This window comes from Pseudomonas sp. NFIX49, assembly GCF_900115915.1.
In the GTDB taxonomy this organism is placed as follows: domain Bacteria; phylum Pseudomonadota; class Gammaproteobacteria; order Pseudomonadales; family Pseudomonadaceae; genus Aquipseudomonas; species Aquipseudomonas pharyngis.
The window spans coordinates 293,810-313,893 of the sequence record NZ_FOYE01000009.1 but is presented as its reverse complement, the minus strand read 5'-3'; the positions used below and the strand labels follow the sequence as shown (position 1 = coordinate 313,893).

Genomic DNA, 20,084 nt, shown 5'->3' with positions numbered 1-20,084 from the left:
TTGCCCGGTTGGGCCGTGGAGCAAACTTAACGCTCGAGGGTCGATCGCTTGAAATGCTTTGCAACATTACCTGTTATCAGCAGGATTAATACATAGCTTCAGGCCCCGTAGAACGGGGCCTGCGGCTTATTGACGCATGAGGAACTTGATATCGCTCGGGGCGTCCATCGGCAGTTTTTGTACGGTTTTGCCCAGCAGACCGGTCTTGCTGTCGCGCTCGACCACGACAATCTGGTTGCTCTTCTGGTTGGCGATCAGCAGGAATTTGCCGCTTGGGTCGAGGCTGAACTCACGGGGGTGATCGCCTTCCACCGAACGTCGTTGCAGTTCCTTGAGCTGGCCGCTGGCCGGATCAATAGCGAATACCAGCAGCTGATTGGCGGTGCCACGGTTGCTGACATAGAGAAATTTGCCGTCGGCGGACGCGTGCAACGCGGCGGCAGCCTTGTCCGAGGTGGGTTGGCCGGCCGCCAGATCGACCAGTTGCGTCTGGGTCAGCACGCCGTCGTGGTAATCGAACACCGCAACCTGGGCGCTCATTTCCATGGTCAGCCAGGCGTGTTTGCCTTCGGCGCTGAACAACAGATGACGCGGGCCGCTGCCGGCGGGCAAAGGCACAGAAGCGGTCATCGCCGGCGTCAATGGCAAGTCCGGGTTGGCCTTGGGATCGAACAGGTAGACAAAGACCTTGTCCGCGCCCAGATCGTTGGAGAACACATAACGACCGTCCGGCGAGGAAACTGTCGAGTGCACGTGGTTCGAGGCCTGACGCTCGAGATTGATCCGGCTCGCCGGGTGCGCGCTCATCTGCACCACCGGTTTGAGCTTGCCGTCGCTGCCCACCGGCAATACCGCAAGGGTGCCGCCCGGATCTTCCATCACCGAATAGTTGCTGACGAACAGATGGCTGGCGTCGCCGCTGAGGCTGGAATGGGTCGGCTCGTTGCCCAGGCTCTGGACCTGATTGATCAGGGTCAGTGCGTGGGTCTTCGGATCGATGGAATAACTGCTGACGCGACCGACCGGGTCTTTCTGCCCAGGGCCGTTTTCGTTGACCACAAACAGCCGACGCTGATCCTTCGACAGGGTCAGCCATGACGGGTTTTCACTCTTGATCACTTGCAGCGGCTTGGCGTCGATCTGGCCGGTAGCGCTGTTGAAGTTCATCCGGTAAATGCCTTCGCTGGTATCGGCGGTGTAGGAGCCCACCAAAAACTGGAAGCTCTCGGCCGAGGCACTGGAAAGGCCCATCGCGCCGACGCTGCCGGCTATCAGCAATGGCCAGAATTTACGCATGTTCATTCAGTTTCGTCCTCGTCGTCGGCACTGCTCAGTACATCACCGAGGCACACCAGACGGTGCTCGCCGACGGTTTTGGTGTCGCTGGCAAAACCGACGATCAGCCAACTCTGCAAATCTTGATCAAACGTCGCCGCTGCCACCTGCGCCGGGGTGAACTCCCAATGCTTGGCTGCCCGGCCATCGATGCATTCGATGTGCAGGTTGTCGTCTTCGTCGAGGGCGAATTCGAAAGCGTGCAGGCCGTCGATTTCGACCATACCGCAGTGTTCGAGGGCGTTGAGAAGGGTTTCGGTTACGGCAGTCATGGCAATCATGTCTTTCAGGGGGAAAGGGGCAATGATAGCTCAAAGCCCCTGCTCTTGATCGTTCCCACGCTCTGCGTGGGAATGCCTCAAGGGACGCTCCGCGTTCCAGCTCTCGAATGGGACGCGGAGCGTCCCGGGCTGCATTCCCACGCGGACGGTTCGACGCCTCGACGTGGGAACGATCATGGTGTGTGAGTTAAAGGGCTTCGCGCGATGGCTTGCCATCGACCAGCCGCTGTATGCGCAACGGGTTGGCGTTTTTCAGCGGTTCCGGCAGCAGACTGTCGGGGTAGTTCTGGAAGCACACCGGACGCAGGAATCGATCGATCGCCAGCGTGCCCACCGAAGTGCCGCGGGCATCGGACGTCGCCGGATAAGGCCCGCCGTGCACCATCGAATCGCACACTTCGACACCGGTCGGATAACCATTGAGCAGGATCCGTCCGACCTTCTGCTCCAGCAACGGCGTCAGCTCCGGGAAGCGCTCGAAATCCGTCTGCTCGCCGATGATGGTCGCCGTCAGTTGCCCGTGCAGGCCCTGCAACGCCGCGCTCAACTGCGCCTTGTCGGCCACTTCGACAATCACCGTGGTCGGGCCGAACACTTCTTCCTGCAGCACTTCATCGCCATCGATCAGCAGGCTGACATCGGCCTTGAACAACTGCGGCTGCGCCTGATTGCCCTGCTGCGGATTGCCCGCCAGATGCTCGATGCCGGCGTGCGCCAGGAGTTTTTCCAGGCCTTTGCCGTAGCTGCCGAGGGTGCCGGCATTGAGCATGGTTTGCGCCGGTTGATCACCGATCAGCGCCGCGACTTGCTCAACGAATGCGGTGAACTGTGGCGAACGGATGCCGATCACCAGGCCCGGATTGGTACAGAACTGACCACAGCCCTGTACCACCGACGCGGTCAGATCGCGGGCGACGGTTTCCGATCGCACGGCCAGCGCCTGGGGCAACACAATCACCGGGTTGATGCTCGACATCTCGGCGAACACCGGGATCGGCTGAGGCCGCGCGGCGGCCATGTCGCACAGCGCCCGTCCGCCCCGCAGCGAACCGGTGAAACCAACCGCCTGAATGGCCGGATGTTTGACCAGCCATTCACCGACGCCACCACCGTAGATCATGTTGAACACACCGGCCGGCATCGCGGTTTTTTCTGCTGCACGAATCAGCGCATCGGCGACCAGCTCAGCGGTGGCCATGTGGCCGCTGTGGGCCTTGAAAACCACCGGGCAACCGGCCGCCAGCGCCGATGCGGTATCGCCGCCAGCAGTAGAGAACGCCAGCGGAAAATTGCTAGCGCCGAACACCGCCACCGGCCCCAGGCCGATACGGTACTGGCGCAGATCCGGACGCGGCAACGGCTGACGATCCGGCAACGGCAGGTCGATCCGCGCACCGTAGAAATCACCGCGCCGCAGGACTTTGGCGAACAAGCGCATCTGGCCGCTGGTGCGCCCTCTTTCGCCTTGAATCCGCCCGGCCGGCAGCGCGGTTTCGCGACAGACCACGGCGACGAAATCATCACCCAGTGCGTCCAGCTCATCGGCAATCGCATCGAGAAACTGCGCGCGGCGTTCGGCGCTGAGGCTGCGATACGCCGGATACGCCGCCGCAGCGGCCTTGGCGGCAGCGTCGACTTCCGCTTCCGTGGCCTGAATGAAATCGTGGGGCAGTGCCTCGCCCGTGGTGGCGTCGACGCTCTGCAGCTTGACGCTGCCCGCCGCGCTGCGACGACCGCCGATGTAGTTGTGACCGAGAATCTGAGTCATGGGATCTCCTTAAAGGGTGCCAATGCTGTCCGGTTCGAATGCCGCTGCGACCGGGGCGATGCCGTTGACCAGCGGTGCGCCGAATTCGGCCTGGCTGATCTCGAACACGTCGCCCGGCTGAGTGCGGATGCCATCGGCGAACGACAGGGTCGCGGTGCCGAAAAAGTGAATGTGCACGTCGCCAGGACGCAGGAACTGGCGGTACTTGAAGTGGTGGTATTCGAGGTTCGCCAGGCTGTGGCACATATTGGCCTCGCCGCTGAGGAACTCGTTCTGCCACAGCACTTCGCCGTCGCGCAGGATGCGGCTGGTGCCCGCCAGGTGTTGAGGCAATTCACCCGTGCGAAGTTCCGGGCCGTAGCTGCAACTGCGCAGCTTGGAGTGGGCCAGGTACAGGTAATTCTTGCGTTCCATGACGTGATCGGAAAACTCGTTGCCCACCGCAAACCCGAGGCGATACGGCTTGCCGTCGTGGCCGATGATGTAGAGGCCGGCCATCTCCGGTTCCTCGCCAGCGTCTTCGGCAAACGGCGGCAGCGGGAACGGCTGACCGGGACGCACGACAATGCTGCCGTCGCCCTTGTAGAACCACTCCGGCTGCACCCCGGCCTGCCCCGCAGCCGGTTTGCCGCCCTCCACGCCCCATTTGAAGATGCGCATGGTGTCGGTCATCGCCGCTTCGTCGCCGGCCTGCTGGTGCATCTTGTCCCGGGCCGACGCGCTGCCGAGGTGCGTGAGGCCCGTGCCGCTGACAAGCAAGTGCGCCGGGTCCGGGTGATCAAGTGGCGGCAGGATCCGCAGTTGGGCCAGCAACTCGGCGTAATCATGGCTGATGCCCAGGCCGAGGGTCTGCACTTGCTGCGCGAGCGTGTTGCCGGCCTCGATTGCCGCCAAGGCAAGATCACGAACCGTGCGCGCATCCTGCACTTCACGCACCAGACCGCCCTCGACCACCCCGACACGGCGCTCGCCGTTACTCAATTCGAATTGAACCAGATGCATGATGTTCTCCTGTTAAAACAAATCCTGGATCGAAATCAGGTGCGTGTCGCACCGCGTGCGCTCGCTGCAAATTGCTCGACTGGCAGCACATGCTTGCGCTCCAGCAAGCGATAGACGACACCCGTCAGAATCAGCCCGAACACCATCACCCCGGACAGGAAGTACAGGCCCGAAGCGAGGTTGCCGGTGTATTCCTTCAGCGCGCCGATCACGAACGGGCCGATGTAACCGCCGAGGTTGCCCACCGAGTTGATCAAGGCGATCCCGGCCGCCGCGCTGGCACCGGCAAAGAATCGGCCCGGCAGCGTCCAGAACACTGCCGTGCAGGAAAACAGCGCAAACGCCACCAGACACAACGCCGCCAGTTGCGCCACCGGCAAGGACAGCCAGGCGCTGAGGAACAGGCCCATGGCACCCAGCACATAGAGCACCGCCAGATGGCCGTAGCGGTCGTTCAAGCGGTCGGAACTGCGCGGAATGATCAGCAGGCCGATGATCCCGAAGATGTACGGCACCGAGGACACGAAACCGGTGACCAGATCACTGCCGCCAAACTGTTTGATCAGGGTCGGCAACCACAGGCCCAGGCCATAGATGCTCAGGGTCACCGGCAGGTAGAACAGCGCCAGCAGCAATACGCGTTTGTCTTTCAGCGCATGCAGCGGATTGCCGTGACGGGTCTGGCCGTATTCCTGCAGGTCCTTTTTCAGCTCGCCGGTCAGCCAGTCCTTCTCGGCCTGGTCCATCCATTTCACTTGCTGCGGGCCGTCCGGCAGCCAGCGCAATACCGGCCAGGTCAGCAGGATCGCCGGGGTGCCGATAACGATGAACAACCACTGCCAGCCGTGCAGGCCGAGGATGCCGTCCATGCCCAGCAGGCCGCCGGACACAGGGCCGGTGATCATCATCGCGATGGGTTGGGAAAGGATGAACAGCCCGAGGATCTTGCCGCGATGGCGCACCGGGAACCATTGGGTGATGTAGTAAAGAACGCCGGGAAAGAACCCCGCCTCCGCCGCGCCGAGCAGAAAGCGCATCACGTAGAAACTGTGCGGGCCCTGGACGAAGGCCATGCCGATGGTGATCGCGCCCCAGGTGATCATGATCCGCGCAAACCAGCGCCGCGCGCCGAAGCGTTCGAGCATCAGGTTGCTGGGGATTTCAAACAGAAAGTAGCCGATGAAAAACAGCCCGGCGCCGAGGCCGTAGGCGGCATCGCCGATACCGATGTCGGCGCCCATGTGCAGCTTGGCGAAGCCGACGGCGGAGCGATCCACATAGGCGATCAGGTACAGCAGGATCAGGAAGGGAATCAGTTTCAGCGTGATGCGCCGGACAAGCCGCAGTTCCTGGCTCATGAGATCGGTCTCCGATTGTTGTTTTTATGGAACCTCGGGGGACGCCTCTCGCGGAAAACCGCCAGGGCCATCCCTCCGTCGAAAACGACTATATAGTAATACTAATTACGCAACAACACTTCCAAACCGGCGATTTTGCGCTTATGTTTAGCCAAAGCTCGCAAACAATAGTCTTACAATAAGAGAATCGATCATGTCTGATAAGAAACCCACCCTGCGCTCCGCCCAATGGTTTGGCACGGCCGACAAGAACGGCTTCATGTACCGCAGCTGGATGAAGAATCAGGGCATCGCCGACCATCAGTTTCACGGCAAGCCGATCATCGGCATCTGCAACACCTGGTCGGAACTGACTCCGTGCAACGCGCACTTCCGCCAGATCGCGGAACACGTCAAACGCGGGGTGATCGAGGCTGGCGGCTTCCCGGTGGAATTCCCGGTGTTCTCCAATGGCGAATCGAACCTGCGCCCGACCGCCATGCTCACCCGCAACCTGGCGAGCATGGACGTCGAGGAAGCGATTCGCGGCAACCCGATTGACGGCGTGGTGCTGCTGACCGGTTGCGACAAGACCACCCCGGCCCTGCTGATGGGCGCGGCCAGTTGCGACGTACCGGCGATTGTCGTCACCGGCGGGCCGATGCTCAACGGCAAGCACAAGGGCAAGGACATCGGCTCCGGCACCGTGGTCTGGCAGCTCAGCGAACAGGTCAAGGCCGGCACCATCACGATTGACGATTTCCTCGCGGCCGAGGGCGGCATGTCTCGCTCGGCCGGCACCTGCAACACCATGGGCACCGCGTCGACCATGGCTTGCATGGCCGAAGCACTGGGCACGTCCCTGCCGCACAACGCGGCGATTCCGGCAGTGGATGCGCGGCGTTATGTGTTGGCGCACATGTCCGGCATGCGCGCGGTAGAGATGGTTCGTGAGGATCTCAAACTGTCGAAGATCCTGACCAAGGAAGCCTTCGAAAACGCGATCCGGGTCAACGCAGCGATTGGTGGTTCGACCAACGCGGTGATCCACCTCAAAGCCATCGCCGGGCGCATCGGCGTCGAGCTGGATCTGGACGACTGGACGCGCATCGGTCGCGGCATGCCGACCATCGTCGACCTGCAACCGTCCGGGCGTTTCCTGATGGAGGAGTTCTACTACGCGGGCGGTTTGCCGGCCGTGCTGCGGCGTCTTGGCGAGGCCAATCTGATTCCCAACCCGAACGCTTTGACCGTCAACGGCAAATCCATCGGCGAGAACACCAAGGACGCGCCGATTTACGGTGAAGACGAAGTGATCCGCCCCCTCGACAATCCGATCCGCGCCGACGGCGGCATCTGCGTGTTGCGCGGCAACCTGGCACCGCTGGGTGCGGTGCTCAAGCCGTCAGCCGCCACGCCGGAACTGATGCAGCACCGTGGCCGCGCCGTCGTGTTCGAGAACTTCGACATGTACAAGGCGCGGATCAACGACCCGGAACTGGACGTCGATGCGAACTCGATTCTGGTGATGAAGAACTGCGGGCCGAAGGGTTATCCGGGCATGGCCGAAGTCGGCAACATGGGTTTGCCGGCCAAGCTGCTGGCGCAGGGCGTGACCGATATGGTGCGCATCTCCGATGCACGGATGAGCGGCACCGCTTACGGCACCGTTGTTTTGCACGTCGCCCCGGAAGCAGCGGCCGGCGGGCCTTTGGCAGCGGTGAAGGAAGGTGACTGGATCGAGCTGGATTGTGCCAGCGGGCGCTTGCACCTGGACATTCCGGACGCCGAACTGGCAGCGCGCATGGCGGATCTGCAACCGCCGCAGCAACTCTTGGTGGGTGGGTATCGTCAGTTGTACATCGACCATGTGCTACAGGCGGATCAGGGTTGCGATTTCGACTTCCTCGTTGGTTGCCGAGGGGCTGAAGTCCCGCGCCATTCCCACTAAAACCGCCGACTGATCGTTCCCACGCTCCGCGTGGGAATGCAGCCCGGGACGCTCTGCGTCCCATTCGAGAGCTGGAACGCAGAGCGTCCCTTCAGGCATTCCCACGCAGACGGTTCGACGCCTCGACGTGGGAACGATCATTGCCTCGCTCCAGATTACGCCGTGCCTGCTATGATGCGCGGCATCTCCATCGCTCAGGATCGCGTCACTCCCCATGGATTACCGCAAACCTTCCGACCGTAAAAGCATGCACTCGCGCATCGTCCAGGAACTGGGCATGCAGATTGTTTCCGGACGCTTTCTGCCCTGCGACAAACTGCCCGCCGAAGCCCTGCTCTGCGAGGAGTACGCGGTCAGCCGGCCGGTGTTGCGCGAAGCCACCCGAGTGCTGGTCGCCAAGGGCCTGGTGTATTCGAAACCGCGCGTCGGCACCGTGGTCAAGCCGCGCCGCGAATGGCACATGCTCGACCCGGACGTATTGCACTGGTTGATGCAAAGCAGCCCGCAGAACGAGTTCTTCAATGTTCTGACCAGCGTGCGCAGCATCATCGAACCGGCCGCCGCCGCCCTCGCCGCCCAGCACGCCACCGATGCCGACATTGCGTCGATTGCCGAGGCTTACCAGCGCATGGAAGCAGCGCCAACGCCTGAGGCCTTGCTGCAACCGGATCTGGACTTTCACAGCCGGATTGCCGACGCGACCCACAACGATTTGCTGGCCAACCTGTGCAACATGCTTGCGGTGGCGATTGCCGAGGCGTTGAAGCATTCGAACCAGCGGCCGAATCTGCATGAACTGGCGTTGCCTCGGCACAAGGCGATTTTGACGGCTATCGAGAATCGGGATGCGTTGGGGGCACGGCATGCGACGTTGGTGCAGTTGGATGATGCGCGCAGTGCCTTGAGTGTTGTGCTGGGGGCGGATCTTTCGTAAGCCTTGAGACCGCCTGCCCTCACCCTAGCCCTCTCCCGGAGGGAGAGGGAACCGATCCGGGGATATTAGCGATCTACACCGACTTGAACGACCTGCTTTGAATCCATAATCGACTCGGTTTTCCAGGTCGATGTATCACGCGAGACATTGCGGTCGGTCCCCTCTCCCTTGGGAGAGGGCAAGGGTGAGGGGGCTTTTGATCTCACACCATAAAAAAAGCCGCAACCCTTCAAGGTTGCGGCTTTTTCATTTCAGCCAAACGGATCAGTGAGCAAACAGAGAATTGCCCTTCTGCCCCGCCAGTTTCTCCGGCTTGATCAGGAACTTCGCCAGTGCCGGCAGCAGCCACAGCGCACCGAACATGTTCCACAGCAACATGAAGGTCAGCATCAGGCCCATGTCGGCCTGGAACTTGATCGCCGAGAAGATCCAGGTGCACACGCCGATGGCCAGGCACAGACCGGTGAACAGCACTGCCTTACCGGTGGATTTCAGGGTCTGGTAATAGGCTTCCTGCAACGGCAAACCGGCACGCAGGAAACTTTCCAGACGGCTGTAGATGTAGATGCCGTAGTCCACGCCGATCCCCACGCCCAGCGCCACCACCGGCAACGTCGCCACCTTCACGCCGATACCCATGAACGCCATCAGCGCGTTGCCCAGCACCGAGGTCAGCACCAGCGGCAGCACGATGCACAGGGTCGCCGCCCACGAGCGGAAGGTGATCATGCACATGACCGCCACGCAGATGTACACCAGGATCAGGATGGTCAGCTCGGACTTCTTGATCACCTCGTTGGTGGCCGCCTCGATCCCGGCGTTACCGGCCGCGAGGATGAATTCCAGGCCTTCCTTGTTGTTTTCCTTGGCGAAGTCCTGCACCGCATGCACCGCGCGATCCAGGGTTTCAGCCTTGTGGTCGTTCAGAAACACCAGCACCGGCGCCAGCGAGCAGCTGTTGTTGTACAGGCCGTCAGCACGGGCGATGGAGTTGTTCAGCACGTCAGGGTTGCGTGACAGGGTTTCCCATTTCAGGTTGCCCTCGTTCATGCCCTTGATCATCTGCTTGGACACGGTCACCAGCGAGATCGCCGACTGCACGCCCTCGGTGTTCTGCATCTTCCACATCAGTTCGTCAATCGGCGCCATGGCTTCATAGCGCGAGCAGCCTTCGGACTTGGTCTTGACCATCACCACCAGCACGTCGGAGCTGGTCGAATAGTTGCTGATGATGAAGTTGTTGTCCTTGTTGTAGCGCGAGTCCGGACGCAGTTCCGGCGCGCCCTGGTCAAGGTCGCCGATCTTCAGGTTCTGGCTGTACCAGAGGCCGCCACCGAAAGCGACCAGCGCCAAAGCGATGGAAATCGGGGCGACTTTCGGGTTGGCGAAGTTCGACAGCAGGCGCCAGAACGGATGTTCGCGGTGCGCGTCCTTCTTGCTCTTGGCGATCGCACGCTTGCTGATGCCGACATAGGAAATCGCCACCGGCAACAGGATCAGGTTGGTGAACACGATCACCGCCACGCCGATGGAAGCGCCGATGGCCAGCTCGCGAATCACGCCGATGTCGATGATCAGCAGCGTGATGAAGCCGACGGCGTCCGCCAGAATCGCGATCATGCCCGGCAGGAACAACTGACGGAAGGTCCGCCGTGCGGCCGTCAACGCGTTGTCCGCCTCACCGGATTGCAGGGCGATACCGTTGATTTTCTGCACGCCGTGGGAAATGCCGATGGCGAAAATCAGGAACGGCACCAGCATCGAATAAGGGTCGAGGCCGAAGCCGAAGAAGTGCATCAACCCGAGTTGCCAGACCACCGCCACCAGCGTGGTGCTCAACACCGCCACGGTGCTGCGCAGGCAGTTGGTGAACCACAACAGCAGGATCAGGGTGATGACGAAGGCGATGCCGAAGAACATCACCACCATCACCAGGCCGTCGATCAGGTCACCGACCTTCTTGGCGAAACCGACGATGTGGATCTTGACGTTGGGGTTCTGCGCTTCGAACTTGTTGCGGATCTTGTCTTCGAGCTCATGGGAAAACTGGCGATAGTCCAGCGCCAGCAGCTTGCCCTGGTCCTGCGGGTCCGGGTAGGACTCCAGCAGCGGGATGTCGACAATGCTCGACTTGAAGTCGTTGGCCACCAGACGCCCGACCTGACCGGACTTGAGCACGTTGTTACGCAGCAGATCGAGGCTGTCCTGGGAGCCGTTGTAGCTCTGCGGGATCACTTCGCCGCCGGCAAAACCTTCCTCGGTCACTTCGGTCCAGCGCACGCTCGGGCTCCACAGCGACTTGAGGCCGGAACGGTCGACGCCGGAGATGTAGAACACCTCGTCGTTGATCTGACGCAGGGTCTCCATGTACTCCTTGGAGAAAATGTCGCCGTCCTTCGCTTCCACCGAAATGCGCACGGTGTTGCCCAGGTTCGCCAGATCGTTGCGGTGCTCCATCATTTTTTCAATGAACGGATGCTTGAGCGGGATCATCTTTTCGAAACTGGTGGACGGACGGATCAGCGTGGCCTGCCAGAACAGGAAAATGCTGACCAGCAGGCAGATCACGATCACTGCCGGGCGGTTGTTGAAGATCAGGCGCTCGAGAAACGTCGCCTTGTCCTGATGATGAGTGCTCAAGGAAGTCATAGCCCCGCCTTCTTATTATTGATTCGGCTCATTTGCCCAGCTCGGCGCCGTTCGCAGTCGTGACCCGAACGCCACCCTGCCCGCTCAGGATCAGATTGCCGTTGCCGGCGGCGGTGACCGACGACAGCGAGATGCGATCCGGACGGTTGAACACGCTGAAGGTTTCGCCGTTGTCACTGCTGCTGACCACCGAGCCGCCGTTGCCGACGATGACGATGGAGCCGTCCGCAAGCAGTGTGGCACCGGACAGGCCGAACTCCAGCGAACCGCGCGCGGCTTTCAGTTCGACCTGCTCCCAGGTGCTGCCGAAATCGGTGGAGCGGTAAAGGTTGCCCCGCAGACCGTAGGCCAGCAGGGTTTGCGGCTGCGCCGTGCCGATCACGCCGAACAGCGAGCCTTCGTACGGGCCTTCGAGTTTTTCCCAGGTCTGGCCCCAGTCGGCGGAGCGGAACATGCTGCCCGACTCGCCAACGATGAACAGACCGGCGTCTTTTACCGCGCCGATGGCGTTTAGGTGGAACTGGTCTTCGTTGTCGAGGCGATCGCTGACGTCTTCCCAGTTTTTGCCGCCGTCGGTGGTTTCCAGCAGCGCGCCGTAGGCACCCACGGCGAGGCCACTGTTGACATCCTTGAACCAGACGTCGAGCAGCGGCGATTCGCGCTTGAGGTCTTCGAACTGTTTGGTCCAGGTCAGGCCGCCGTCTTCGCTGGCGAGGATCTGTGCGTCGTGGCCGACGGCCCAGCCGTGCTTGTCATCGACGAAATAAACGGCGGTCAGCAACTGGCGGCTCGGCACTTTGGCCTGGGTCCAGGTCTTGCCCTGATCGTCGGAATAGAGAATGTGCCCGCGATCCCCGACCGCCACCAGCCGGGTTCCGGCGTGAACGACATCGAGCATCAGGCTTTTCGAGGCCTTGGCCGATTCGGTGGCATAGACCACGTCGGCGGGCGCTTCGGCGGCGAGAACCGGCGCCGACAATGTGGCAAAGCCCAGCAGAGAGAGTGCTGTGGCCAGCAACGCGGTGTTGCGTAACGCCGGCGGGCGGCAACGACTCATAGACCTTCCCCTGTTTATTATTGTTGGTCATGGACCTTAAGGGCGCCGCAAGGGTGCTCACGGTGACTGCCTGGTCACAAGCATAGTCCTGAAACCCGCTGTCCAGAGCCCCTTCGGAAGCTGGCTCATCCTATCGGGCATTCGAAACGTCTGACAATCGGCGCAACGTTATCTTTTGTTAACCGAAAGGGACTACAGCGGCAGCTGAATGCGCGGGCATTCGTCCGACTGATGGCAGGGATTCTTGCGAGGGGGACTTGCGCGATCGGTATTATGGTATACCATCAGACGCACAGACACTCTTTACCCCCTACGGAGCAGCTCATGAGTTTCGAAATTCGCAAGATCGTCAGCTATGTCGAAGAGACCTTCATTGAAGGCGGCAAGGCGTCCGACACCCCGGTGACCATGGTCGGCCTGGCTGTCGTGATGAAGAACCCGTGGGTCGGCAATGGCTTTGTCGAAGACCTCAAGCCGCAGATCCGCGCCAATTGCTCGGACCTCGGCGCGATGATGGTCGAGCGTCTGGTGGGGATCATCGGCGGCGCCGAGAAGATCGAGGCTTACGGCAAAGCCGCGGTGGTCGGTGCCGATGGCGAAATCGAACACGCGTCGGCGGTGATCCACACCCTGCGCTTCGGCAACCACTACCGCGAAGCGGTCAAGGCCAAGAGCTACCTGAGCTTCACCAACAAGCGCGGTGGTCCGGGCACTTCGATTCAGATCCCGATGATGCACAAGGACGACGAAGGCCTGCGCTCGCACTACATCACCCTGGAAATGCAGATCGAAGACGCCCCGCGCGCCGACGAAATCGTCGTGGTGCTCGGTTGCGCCGACGGTGGTCGCCTGCACCCGCGCATCGGCAACCGCTACATCGATCTGGAAGAACTGGCCGCCGAAAAAGCCCAGTAACCACAATAAAAAAGGCATTGCAGGAGCGCTCCATGATTCGGCTCACCGCTGAACTCACCCCGGCCGGCACCAGTTATCTGGCGACAGGCGTTGGCCAACCCGTGGTGTTGATCCACGGCGTGGGCCTGAACAAAGAAATGTGGGGCGGCCAGATTGTTGGCCTGGCCACGCAATACCGGGTGATCGCCTACGACATGCTCGGTCATGGCGCCAGCCCGCGCCCGGCCAGCGGCACCGCCCTGCTCGGTTACGCTGATCAGTTGCTGGAGCTGCTTGACCACCTGCAATTGCCCGAGGCATCAGTGATCGGCTTTTCCATGGGCGGTCTGGTGGCGCGGGCGTTTGCCCTGCATTACCCGGAGCGCCTGAAAAGCCTGGTAGTGCTCAACAGCGTGTTCAACCGCAGCGAAGAGCAGCGCGCCGGGGTTATCGCCCGCACTGCGCAAGCGGCCGAACACGGACCGGACGCGAATGCCGAAGCGGCGCTGTCGCGCTGGTTCAGCCGTGAATATCAGGCGGCCAACCCGGCGCAGATCGCTGCGATCCGCCAGACCCTGGCCGGCAATGATCCGCAAGGCTACCTGACCACCTACGAACTGTTCGCCACCCAGGACATGTACCGCGCCGACGACCTGGGCAGCATCCAGGCGCCGACGCTGATCGCCACCGGCGAGCTGGACCCCGGATCGACCCCGGAAATGGCCGAGCAACTGGCCGCGCGCATTCCCGGCGCGAAGGTTGCCGTGCTGCCCGAGCAACGGCATATGATGCCGGTAGAGTCGCCACGGCTGGTAAACCAGACGCTGCTGGAATTTCTCGACACCGCACACGCCCGACAAAACCATATAAAGGGGATCGTTGCATGACGCTCGCACGCTTCCAGATGTGCATCGGCGGAGAATGGGTCGACGCCCTCTCCGGCAAGACGTTCGAAAGCCTCAACCCGGCGCTGGCCGAACCCTGGGCCGAACTGCCCGACGCTGACGAGGCCGACGTCGAACGCGCCGTGCAAGCCGCGCAGACCGCCTTCGACAGCCCGGCATGGCGTGGTCTGACCGCCACCGCGCGCGGCAAACTGCTGCGTCGTCTCGGTGACCTGATCGCTGAAAACAAGGAACAACTGGCGCAGCTGGAAAGCCGCGACAACGGCAAACTGATCCGCGAAACCCGGGGTCAGGTCGGTTATCTGCCGGAGTTCTTCCACTACACCGCCGGCCTCGCCGACAAGCTCGAAGGCGGCACCCTGCCGCTGGATAAACCCGATCTGTTCGCCTACACCGTGCACGAAGCCATGGGCGTGGTCGCCGCGATCATTCCCTGGAACAGCCCGCTTTACCTGACCGCGATCAAACTGGCGCCGGCGCTGGCTGCCGGCAATACCATCGTGATCAAACCGTCCGAGCATGCCTCGGCGACCATTCTGGAGCTGGCGCGTCTGGCCCTCGAAGCCGGGATTCCGCCGGGGGTGGTCAACGTCGTGACCGGCTACGGCCCGAGCACTGGCGCCGCCCTCACCCGTCATCCGCTGATCCGCAAGATCGCCTTCACCGGCGGCGCGGCCACGGCCCGGCACGTGGTGCGCAGCAGCGCCGAGAACTTCGCCAAGCTGTCGCTGGAACTGGGCGGCAAATCGCCGAACATCATCTTTGCCGACGCTGATCTCGACAGTGCGATCAACGGCGCCATCGCCGGGATCTACGCCGCATCCGGTCAGAGCTGCGTATCCGGTTCGCGACTGCTGGTGCAGGATGAAATCTACGACGAATTCGTCAGCCGATTGGTGGAACGCGCCCAGCGCATCCGCATCGGCAACCCGCAAGACGACAACAGCGAAATGGGCCCGATGGCTACCGCGCAGCAACTGGCGGTGGTCGAAGGTCTGGTGGCTGATGCCATCGCTGAAGGTGCGCGTCTGCGTCTGGGCGGCAAGCGGCCTAGCGGCGTCGGTGACGGCTGGTTCTACGAGCCGACGCTGTTCGAATGCGATCGCAACTCGATGAAGATCATGCAGGAAGAAGTGTTCGGTCCGGTGGCCTCGGTGATCCGTTTCAAGGACGAAGCAGAAGCGCTGGCGATTGCCAACGACTCGCAGTTCGGCCTCGCCGCCGGCATCTGGACCCGCGATCTGGGCCGGGCCCATCGCCTGGCCCGGGACGTGCGTTCAGGAATTATCTGGGTCAACACCTACCGCGCGGTGTCGGCGATGGCACCGATCGGCGGCTTCAAGAACAGTGGCTATGGACGCGAAAGCGGCATCGATTCGGTGCTGGCCTACACCGAACTGAAAACGGTGTGGATCAACCTCTCCCAGGCGCCGATGCCTGATCCGTTTGTGATGCGTTAGGAGTCCTGCGACATGATCGAACCCGGCATTTACAAAGACGTCATGAGCTCGTTTCCGTCCGGGGTCACGGTGGTCACCACCCTCGACCCGGACGGCGGCATCGTCGGCATCACCGCCAGCGCCTTCAGTGCGCTGTCGATTGATCCGGCGCTGGTGCTGTTCTGCCCCAACTACGCCTCCGACACCTACCCGGTGCTGCGCGACAGCAAGCGTTTCGCGATCCATTTGCTGTCCGCCGACCAGACCGCCGAGGCCTATGCTTTCGCCGGCAAAGGCAAGGACAAGGCCAACGGCATCGAGTGGCACTTGAGCGAGCTCGGTAACCCGATCCTCGCCAAGGCCACGGCGATCATCGAATGCGAACTGTGGCGCGAATACGACGGTGGCGATCACGCGATCATCGTTGGCGCGGTGAAGAACCTGATCCTGCCGGAGCAGCCGGTGACGCCGATGATTTATCACAAGGGCAAGCTCGGCGCGTTGCCGACACTGGGTTGAGCGGAGAAACACATGAGCAACGAAAAGTACGAGCAAGGCCTGAAGATCCGCACCCAGGTACTGGGCGAAGCCTATGTGCAGCGCTCGATCGAGAATGCCGACGACTTCACCCGCCCGCTGCAGGAAATGGTCACCGAATACTGCTGGGGCCACGTCTGGGGACGTGAAGGCCTGTCGCTCAAGGAGCGCAGCATGATCAACCTGGCGATGATCTCGGCGCTCAACCGCCCGCACGAACTGAAACTGCATGTGCGCGGCGCCTTGCGTAACGGCCTGAGTCGTGAGCAAATACGCGAAATTCTGCTTCAGGTCGGTATTTATTGCGGCGTCCCGGCAGCCGTGGACAGTTTCCGGCTCGCCCGTGAAGCCTTCGCCGAAGCCGACGCCGAGGCCTCCAGTTAACCCCTCGGCTGTTTTGATGCCCGTCTGGCATGGACAGCCACCTTAAAGAGCGGACCCCATGAAACGCCTGCCACTCGACGACAGCTTCAAGGTCAATCGCAACCCCGTCACCCTGCGCGAAATCGTGCTGGATAAACTGCGAAGCGCCATCATGAACTTCCAGCTGCTGCCGGGCGACCGCCTGGTGGAGCGCGATCTGTGCGATCGCCTGGGCGTGAGCCGTACGTCGGTGCGTGAAGCCTTGCGTCACCTGGAATCCGAAGGTCTGGTGGAGTTCGCTGACGCCAAGGGCCCGCGCGTGGCGATCATCACCCTCGCCGATGCCGTCGACATCTATGAACTGCGCTGCGTGCTCGAAGGCCTGATCGTCCAGTTGTTTACCCTGCGCGCCAAGGCCAAGGACATCAAGGCCCTGGAAAAAGCCCTCGACGAGAACCGCAAGGCGCTCAAGGACGGCGAACTGCAGCAGGTGATCGACTCGGTGCAGGGTTTCTACGACGTGCTGCTGGAAGGCTCGGGCAACCATGTCGCGGCCACCCAGTTGCGTCAGTTGCAGGCGCGCATCAGCTACCTGCGGGCGACCTCGGTGTCCCAGGAAAACCGTCGTGGCGCGAGCAACCAGGAAATGGAAAAAATGGTCGAGGCGATCAAGAGCGGCGACGCACTCGCGGCGCATCAGGCCTGCGTCGATCACGTCCGCGCCGCCGCTGCCGTGGCCCTCGATTATCTGAAGCGCAAACAGGAAGAGACCGGCGCCACACCGGCCATCACCCTGCCCATCGCGCTGAAAGAACCACGCATAGGTCACTGACATGTTCAGCCCGAGCTTTTGCCCGAAATGCGGTGGCGCCGACCTCGGTCAGCAGGTGCCGCCGGGCGATACGCACGAGCGCCTGATGTGCCGCGGCTGCGGCTACATCCACTATGTGAACCCGAAAATCATCGCCGGCTGCATCATCGAGCAGGACGGCAAATACCTCTTGTGCCAACGGGCGATTCCCCCGCGCCCGGGCACCTGGACCCTGCCCGCCGGTTTCATGGAAAGCGGCGAAACCACTGAACAGGCCGCCCTGCGCGAAGTCCGGGAAGAAAGCGGCGTACGCGCGGAAATCGTCTCGCCCTATTCGATCTTCAGCGTGCCGAAAATCAGCGAGGTCTACATCATCTTCCGCGCCCTCGCACTGGAAATCACTGGCGAGTACGGCCCGGAAACCCTCGCCTGCAAATTCTTCGCCCCGGAAGACATCCCGTGGGAGCAGATCTACTACCCGGCGATCCGGCAGATCCTCGAACGCTACATCGAGGAACGCCAGGCCGGGGTGTATGGCATGTACATGGGCAACGACGACAGCGGCAAGATTCATTTCATGCGTTGATCAGCCGTCACTTGCAAGAGATACAGAGCCCGGCCCGATTCCTCGGTAGATAGGTGCTCAGTCCGGCATCGCACGAATGATATCCGCCAGATCATCTTTGGTGATTTCATTGGCTTTGAGAGCAGCGGAGATGTCTTTCTTGGAGAGCGGGAAACGCTTGAAAATGTCTTTCAAGGTATCGGCATCAATATTGGCCAGCCAAAGAGGATCGATAAAAGAACCGCCATATTCAGGTTTCATTGGGACTTCTTCGTGGGCAATGGCACCTTTGTGATTCAGATACACAACATAACGATCGTGCCCTTCAGGAAAGCTTTTATCGTGATATAGCGTTGTTCCCATCGGCAGGACATAGTAATTGTCATCGCCACCTTGCCCTTCGATCAGCAGTGGCTCTTTAGTTTTAATCATCTTCATAGTGTGTTCCTTTGCAGTATCGCCAAAAATCAGAAAAGCCATAAAGACTGCATTTACAAATAAGGCCGCCGTCAGCCAAAAGCCAATCTGCCTATTTGTAAACATTCTTTTTATCATAGTGCGCCTCAGTATTCCCTTCGAGCATGGCTTGTAAATCCGCAGGCATGAAAATCCCGTCCTGAGGTTTGGTCTGCGTGCGCGCAGCCTGCCTTTCCAGGAATGACAATCCACGCATTTCGCTATATTTGGACGGATTCTGCACGATTGGCTTACCCGAAATTTTGGCTCCCGCTATCGTTACAGTTGTGCAGTTATTGGTGGTTGGATGATAGTTGGACGGCAATACATAGCGCGCAGACGTTGCTGTCTTTCTTCTCAGCTCCTTTTTCTGGGCGACAATACCGTCGAAGTGAGCGATAACGGCCTCAGCGGTTGCACTATCCAAAAAATAAACAAATCCAGTTGTTGTGCGCCCCAAGCTGTTCTCACCCGAGATGTACGCTTTGAAGGATGTCCAAACGTTCAGCACTCCCTCCCCTTCGCTATCAAACGTCCCCCAGGTTTTTCCATAGCGCCCAAAGTCATAGGTGATGTCTTTAGAACCAACCACTACGTGTAAAGCAGCATGTCCGAAAGGATGCTCTTCCTTGTCACGGGTGTAAGGGCCACCCACAAGTATCTCCATATATGCACCCGACACGACTACTTGGTTGGTTTTTGTAGTTTTCCCCGATGCGCCTGTACTTTTTGCTGCCTGTGTCGTGCTGGTAGTTTTAGTAGGCTGAACCATTAAAGATGTTCCGTATCTTCAAGTTTCGGGAATTTAATACTGCAACTTCCCCTAGGGATGTTTGCAACATGCACGAAGCCGTTTTCGTCAAGGACACCTGTCATCAACGTTCCATCGGGGAGTGTCAGTTCGTACGCCTCGTTGGCAACAGGCTCATCTCTATCGTTCAGCAACTGAAACTCGACAAACGTCTTTTCTTTCAGGAACTGCGAGAAAAAGCTAGTGGGCGCCCCCCCACCGGATTCACCCACGAAGGTATCGGGAGACCCGGCAGTGATCGTCGCTCCGCAGGCTGTCTGCGAGCCTACGTGTGCTACATCTTTTCCCAGACCGAACACGTGAGGAGCACCCGTCGTTATGGGATTACTGCCGTGAACCGGGCAGGAATATGTGTCTCCTACCAAAGCAACAGGCATTGAGTTAACGAAAATAGGGCTCGATCCAGTGGTGATATTTCCGCCGTGACTTCCTGGGTCTCCAAGTCGTGCGACTGGCTTTCCTGCCATCGTTTCTCTCCTTTGAACGTCACAATGGCTGGATAGTAACCGATCCTTGATCACTCCTGAACGAGCAAAATACGAAACGGAACCGGCTTACAGGACTGGTTGCGTTTTCCGGCGTGCCGCTGGTTGACGGCCCTAGCCCCACTCCCTATCCTCACGCCTGTCACGACTCATTCGTGATCGGGTTTGACGGCCCGTAATCTTCTCACGACGTGCATAGCCTTCTCTGCTCGAGCACTCCTGTGTCCGATGCATTCTTTATGGCGACTGTGCGCGGGGCATCTTCGGGTGCGCCGGTGTCCGTGAGAGCCGGTCCGTCAACCCACGCACAGTTGCCACCCAATTTCGTTTGACGGCGTTTTTGTGGCAGCTCTACTGGATCTTACGGAGCTACACCCATGACGGAATCGACCATAGAACTCATCCCCTACACTCGCCGCGATCGACTCAGACAATTCCTGGTCGACAATATGTCGATAGCGCTGAGAAGAACCTTCACAGGCAATCTTCAGGCAGGTGCTGGCG

The 20,084-nt window shown here is 60.6% G+C and carries 19 protein-coding genes; 9 read left to right on the top strand and 10 right to left on the bottom strand.

Annotation, left to right across the window (positions count from 1 at the left end; all coding sequences use genetic code 11):
- Positions 1-126: 126 nt before the first annotated feature.
- From BMZ46_RS25370 to BMZ46_RS25350, 5 genes are all read right to left on the bottom strand, one after another.
- Positions 127-1,302: a lactonase family protein gene (locus BMZ46_RS25370; protein ID WP_074688577.1), complete on the bottom strand. Its 1,176-nt coding sequence runs from the start codon at positions 1,300-1,302 to the stop codon at positions 127-129.
- Positions 1,299-1,607: a DUF5629 family protein gene (locus BMZ46_RS25365; RefSeq protein WP_074688579.1), complete on the bottom strand. Its 309-nt coding sequence runs from the start codon at positions 1,605-1,607 to the stop codon at positions 1,299-1,301. Before BMZ46_RS25365 ends, BMZ46_RS25370 begins: the two co-directional genes overlap by 4 nt.
- Before the next feature lie 196 nt (positions 1,608-1,803).
- Entirely contained in the window at positions 1,804-3,384 is a 1,581-nt protein-coding gene (locus BMZ46_RS25360; RefSeq protein WP_074688583.1) for an aldehyde dehydrogenase (NADP(+)), read from the bottom strand.
- A gap of 9 nt (positions 3,385-3,393) precedes the next feature.
- Positions 3,394-4,386, bottom strand: a complete 993-nt coding sequence (araD1, locus tag BMZ46_RS25355; protein WP_039766864.1) for an AraD1 family protein — start codon at positions 4,384-4,386, stop codon at positions 3,394-3,396.
- A gap of 35 nt (positions 4,387-4,421) precedes the next feature.
- Entirely contained in the window at positions 4,422-5,744 is a 1,323-nt protein-coding gene (locus tag BMZ46_RS25350; protein ID WP_074688585.1) for an MFS transporter, read from the bottom strand.
- A 193-nt stretch (positions 5,745-5,937) separates the two neighbouring features.
- Between BMZ46_RS25350 and BMZ46_RS25345 the strand changes: the two genes are divergently transcribed.
- Positions 5,938-7,674: an IlvD/Edd family dehydratase gene (locus BMZ46_RS25345; protein WP_039766867.1), complete on the top strand. Its 1,737-nt coding sequence runs from the start codon at positions 5,938-5,940 to the stop codon at positions 7,672-7,674.
- Positions 7,675-7,888: 214 nt separating this feature from the next.
- A complete protein-coding gene (locus tag BMZ46_RS25340; RefSeq protein WP_011334609.1) occupies positions 7,889-8,608 on the top strand; it encodes a FadR/GntR family transcriptional regulator in 720 nt (239 codons plus the stop codon).
- A 264-nt stretch (positions 8,609-8,872) separates the two neighbouring features.
- Here BMZ46_RS25340 and BMZ46_RS25335 read toward each other — a convergent pair whose 3' ends face one another.
- Both BMZ46_RS25335 and BMZ46_RS25330 read right to left on the bottom strand, forming a co-directional pair.
- Entirely contained in the window at positions 8,873-11,257 is a 2,385-nt protein-coding gene (locus BMZ46_RS25335; protein WP_007957414.1) for an efflux RND transporter permease subunit, read from the bottom strand.
- A 28-nt stretch (positions 11,258-11,285) separates the two neighbouring features.
- A complete protein-coding gene (locus tag BMZ46_RS25330) occupies positions 11,286-12,314 on the bottom strand; it encodes a WD40/YVTN/BNR-like repeat-containing protein (RefSeq protein WP_039766872.1) in 1,029 nt (342 codons plus the stop codon).
- Between the two features lie 324 nt (positions 12,315-12,638).
- Here BMZ46_RS25330 and BMZ46_RS25325 point away from each other — a divergent pair, with 324 nt between their 5' ends.
- From BMZ46_RS25325 to BMZ46_RS25295, 7 genes are read left to right on the top strand one after another with little or no spacing between them, the layout of a single operon-like run.
- A complete protein-coding gene (locus tag BMZ46_RS25325; RefSeq protein ID WP_007957412.1) occupies positions 12,639-13,229 on the top strand; it encodes an amino acid synthesis family protein in 591 nt (196 codons plus the stop codon).
- 32 nt (positions 13,230-13,261) lie between these two features.
- Positions 13,262-14,095, top strand: coding sequence for an alpha/beta fold hydrolase (locus tag BMZ46_RS25320; protein ID WP_039766874.1), 834 nt, complete (start codon positions 13,262-13,264; stop codon positions 14,093-14,095).
- On the top strand, positions 14,092-15,573 hold the full coding sequence (locus tag BMZ46_RS25315) for an aldehyde dehydrogenase (RefSeq protein ID WP_074688587.1): 1,482 nt from the start codon (positions 14,092-14,094) through the stop codon (positions 15,571-15,573). The genes BMZ46_RS25320 and BMZ46_RS25315 overlap by 4 nt, the downstream gene beginning before the upstream one ends.
- A gap of 12 nt (positions 15,574-15,585) precedes the next feature.
- A complete protein-coding gene (locus BMZ46_RS25310) occupies positions 15,586-16,071 on the top strand; it encodes a flavin reductase family protein (RefSeq protein WP_074688589.1) in 486 nt (161 codons plus the stop codon).
- A gap of 12 nt (positions 16,072-16,083) precedes the next feature.
- Entirely contained in the window at positions 16,084-16,473 is a 390-nt protein-coding gene (locus BMZ46_RS25305) for a carboxymuconolactone decarboxylase family protein (RefSeq protein ID WP_007957404.1), read from the top strand.
- Positions 16,474-16,531: 58 nt separating this feature from the next.
- The gene (locus BMZ46_RS25300) at positions 16,532-17,284 is read left to right on the top strand and encodes a GntR family transcriptional regulator (RefSeq protein ID WP_074688591.1); all 753 of its coding nucleotides are present in this window, start codon (positions 16,532-16,534) and stop codon (positions 17,282-17,284) included.
- Between the two features lies 1 nt (position 17,285).
- Positions 17,286-17,849 carry an NUDIX hydrolase gene (locus tag BMZ46_RS25295; protein ID WP_074688593.1) on the top strand — a complete coding sequence of 188 codons (564 nt, stop codon included), beginning with the start codon at positions 17,286-17,288 and terminating at the stop codon, positions 17,847-17,849.
- Positions 17,850-17,906: 57 nt separating this feature from the next.
- Here the strand turns inward: BMZ46_RS25295 and BMZ46_RS25290 are convergent, their stop codons facing one another.
- The 3 genes from BMZ46_RS25290 to BMZ46_RS25280 all read right to left on the bottom strand — a co-directional run bounded on the left by BMZ46_RS25290 (position 17,907) and on the right by BMZ46_RS25280 (position 19,562).
- The gene (locus BMZ46_RS25290) at positions 17,907-18,266 is read right to left on the bottom strand and encodes a hypothetical protein (RefSeq protein WP_236676608.1); all 360 of its coding nucleotides are present in this window, start codon (positions 18,264-18,266) and stop codon (positions 17,907-17,909) included.
- A 91-nt stretch (positions 18,267-18,357) separates the two neighbouring features.
- Positions 18,358-19,056, bottom strand: coding sequence for a hypothetical protein (locus BMZ46_RS25285; protein ID WP_052912742.1), 699 nt, complete (start codon positions 19,054-19,056; stop codon positions 18,358-18,360).
- On the bottom strand, positions 19,056-19,562 hold the full coding sequence (locus BMZ46_RS25280; protein WP_074688595.1) for a PAAR domain-containing protein: 507 nt from the start codon (positions 19,560-19,562) through the stop codon (positions 19,056-19,058). Before BMZ46_RS25280 ends, BMZ46_RS25285 begins: the two co-directional genes overlap by 1 nt.
- Between the last annotated feature and the right edge of the window lie 522 nt (positions 19,563-20,084).

Excerpts from the sequence above, each read along its gene's own strand:
- araD1 (WP_039766864.1), bottom strand. The coding sequence starts at position 4,386 with ATGCATCTGGTTCAATTCGAATTGAGTAACGGCGAGCGCCGTGTCGGG.
- BMZ46_RS25340 (WP_011334609.1), top strand. The coding sequence starts at position 7,889 with ATGGATTACCGCAAACCTTCCGACCGTAAAAGCATGCACTCGCGCATC.
- BMZ46_RS25285 (WP_052912742.1), bottom strand. The coding sequence starts at position 19,056 with ATGGTTCAGCCTACTAAAACTACCAGCACGACACAGGCAGCAAAAAGT.
- BMZ46_RS25305 (WP_007957404.1), top strand. The coding sequence starts at position 16,084 with ATGAGCAACGAAAAGTACGAGCAAGGCCTGAAGATCCGCACCCAGGTA.
- BMZ46_RS25335 (WP_007957414.1), bottom strand. The coding sequence starts at position 11,257 with ATGACTTCCTTGAGCACTCATCATCAGGACAAGGCGACGTTTCTCGAG.
- BMZ46_RS25315 (WP_074688587.1), top strand. The coding sequence starts at position 14,092 with ATGACGCTCGCACGCTTCCAGATGTGCATCGGCGGAGAATGGGTCGAC.
- BMZ46_RS25365 (WP_074688579.1), bottom strand. The coding sequence starts at position 1,607 with ATGACTGCCGTAACCGAAACCCTTCTCAACGCCCTCGAACACTGCGGT.
- BMZ46_RS25345 (WP_039766867.1), top strand. The coding sequence starts at position 5,938 with ATGTCTGATAAGAAACCCACCCTGCGCTCCGCCCAATGGTTTGGCACG.
- BMZ46_RS25370 (WP_074688577.1), bottom strand. The coding sequence starts at position 1,302 with ATGAACATGCGTAAATTCTGGCCATTGCTGATAGCCGGCAGCGTCGGC.
- BMZ46_RS25300 (WP_074688591.1), top strand. The coding sequence starts at position 16,532 with ATGAAACGCCTGCCACTCGACGACAGCTTCAAGGTCAATCGCAACCCC.
- BMZ46_RS25325 (WP_007957412.1), top strand. The coding sequence starts at position 12,639 with ATGAGTTTCGAAATTCGCAAGATCGTCAGCTATGTCGAAGAGACCTTC.
- BMZ46_RS25280 (WP_074688595.1), bottom strand. The coding sequence starts at position 19,562 with ATGGCAGGAAAGCCAGTCGCACGACTTGGAGACCCAGGAAGTCACGGC.
- BMZ46_RS25290 (WP_236676608.1), bottom strand. The coding sequence starts at position 18,266 with ATGAAGATGATTAAAACTAAAGAGCCACTGCTGATCGAAGGGCAAGGT.
- BMZ46_RS25320 (WP_039766874.1), top strand. The coding sequence starts at position 13,262 with ATGATTCGGCTCACCGCTGAACTCACCCCGGCCGGCACCAGTTATCTG.
- BMZ46_RS25360 (WP_074688583.1), bottom strand. The coding sequence starts at position 3,384 with ATGACTCAGATTCTCGGTCACAACTACATCGGCGGTCGTCGCAGCGCG.
- BMZ46_RS25350 (WP_074688585.1), bottom strand. The coding sequence starts at position 5,744 with ATGAGCCAGGAACTGCGGCTTGTCCGGCGCATCACGCTGAAACTGATT.
- BMZ46_RS25310 (WP_074688589.1), top strand. The coding sequence starts at position 15,586 with ATGATCGAACCCGGCATTTACAAAGACGTCATGAGCTCGTTTCCGTCC.
- BMZ46_RS25330 (WP_039766872.1), bottom strand. The coding sequence starts at position 12,314 with ATGAGTCGTTGCCGCCCGCCGGCGTTACGCAACACCGCGTTGCTGGCC.
- BMZ46_RS25295 (WP_074688593.1), top strand. The coding sequence starts at position 17,286 with ATGTTCAGCCCGAGCTTTTGCCCGAAATGCGGTGGCGCCGACCTCGGT.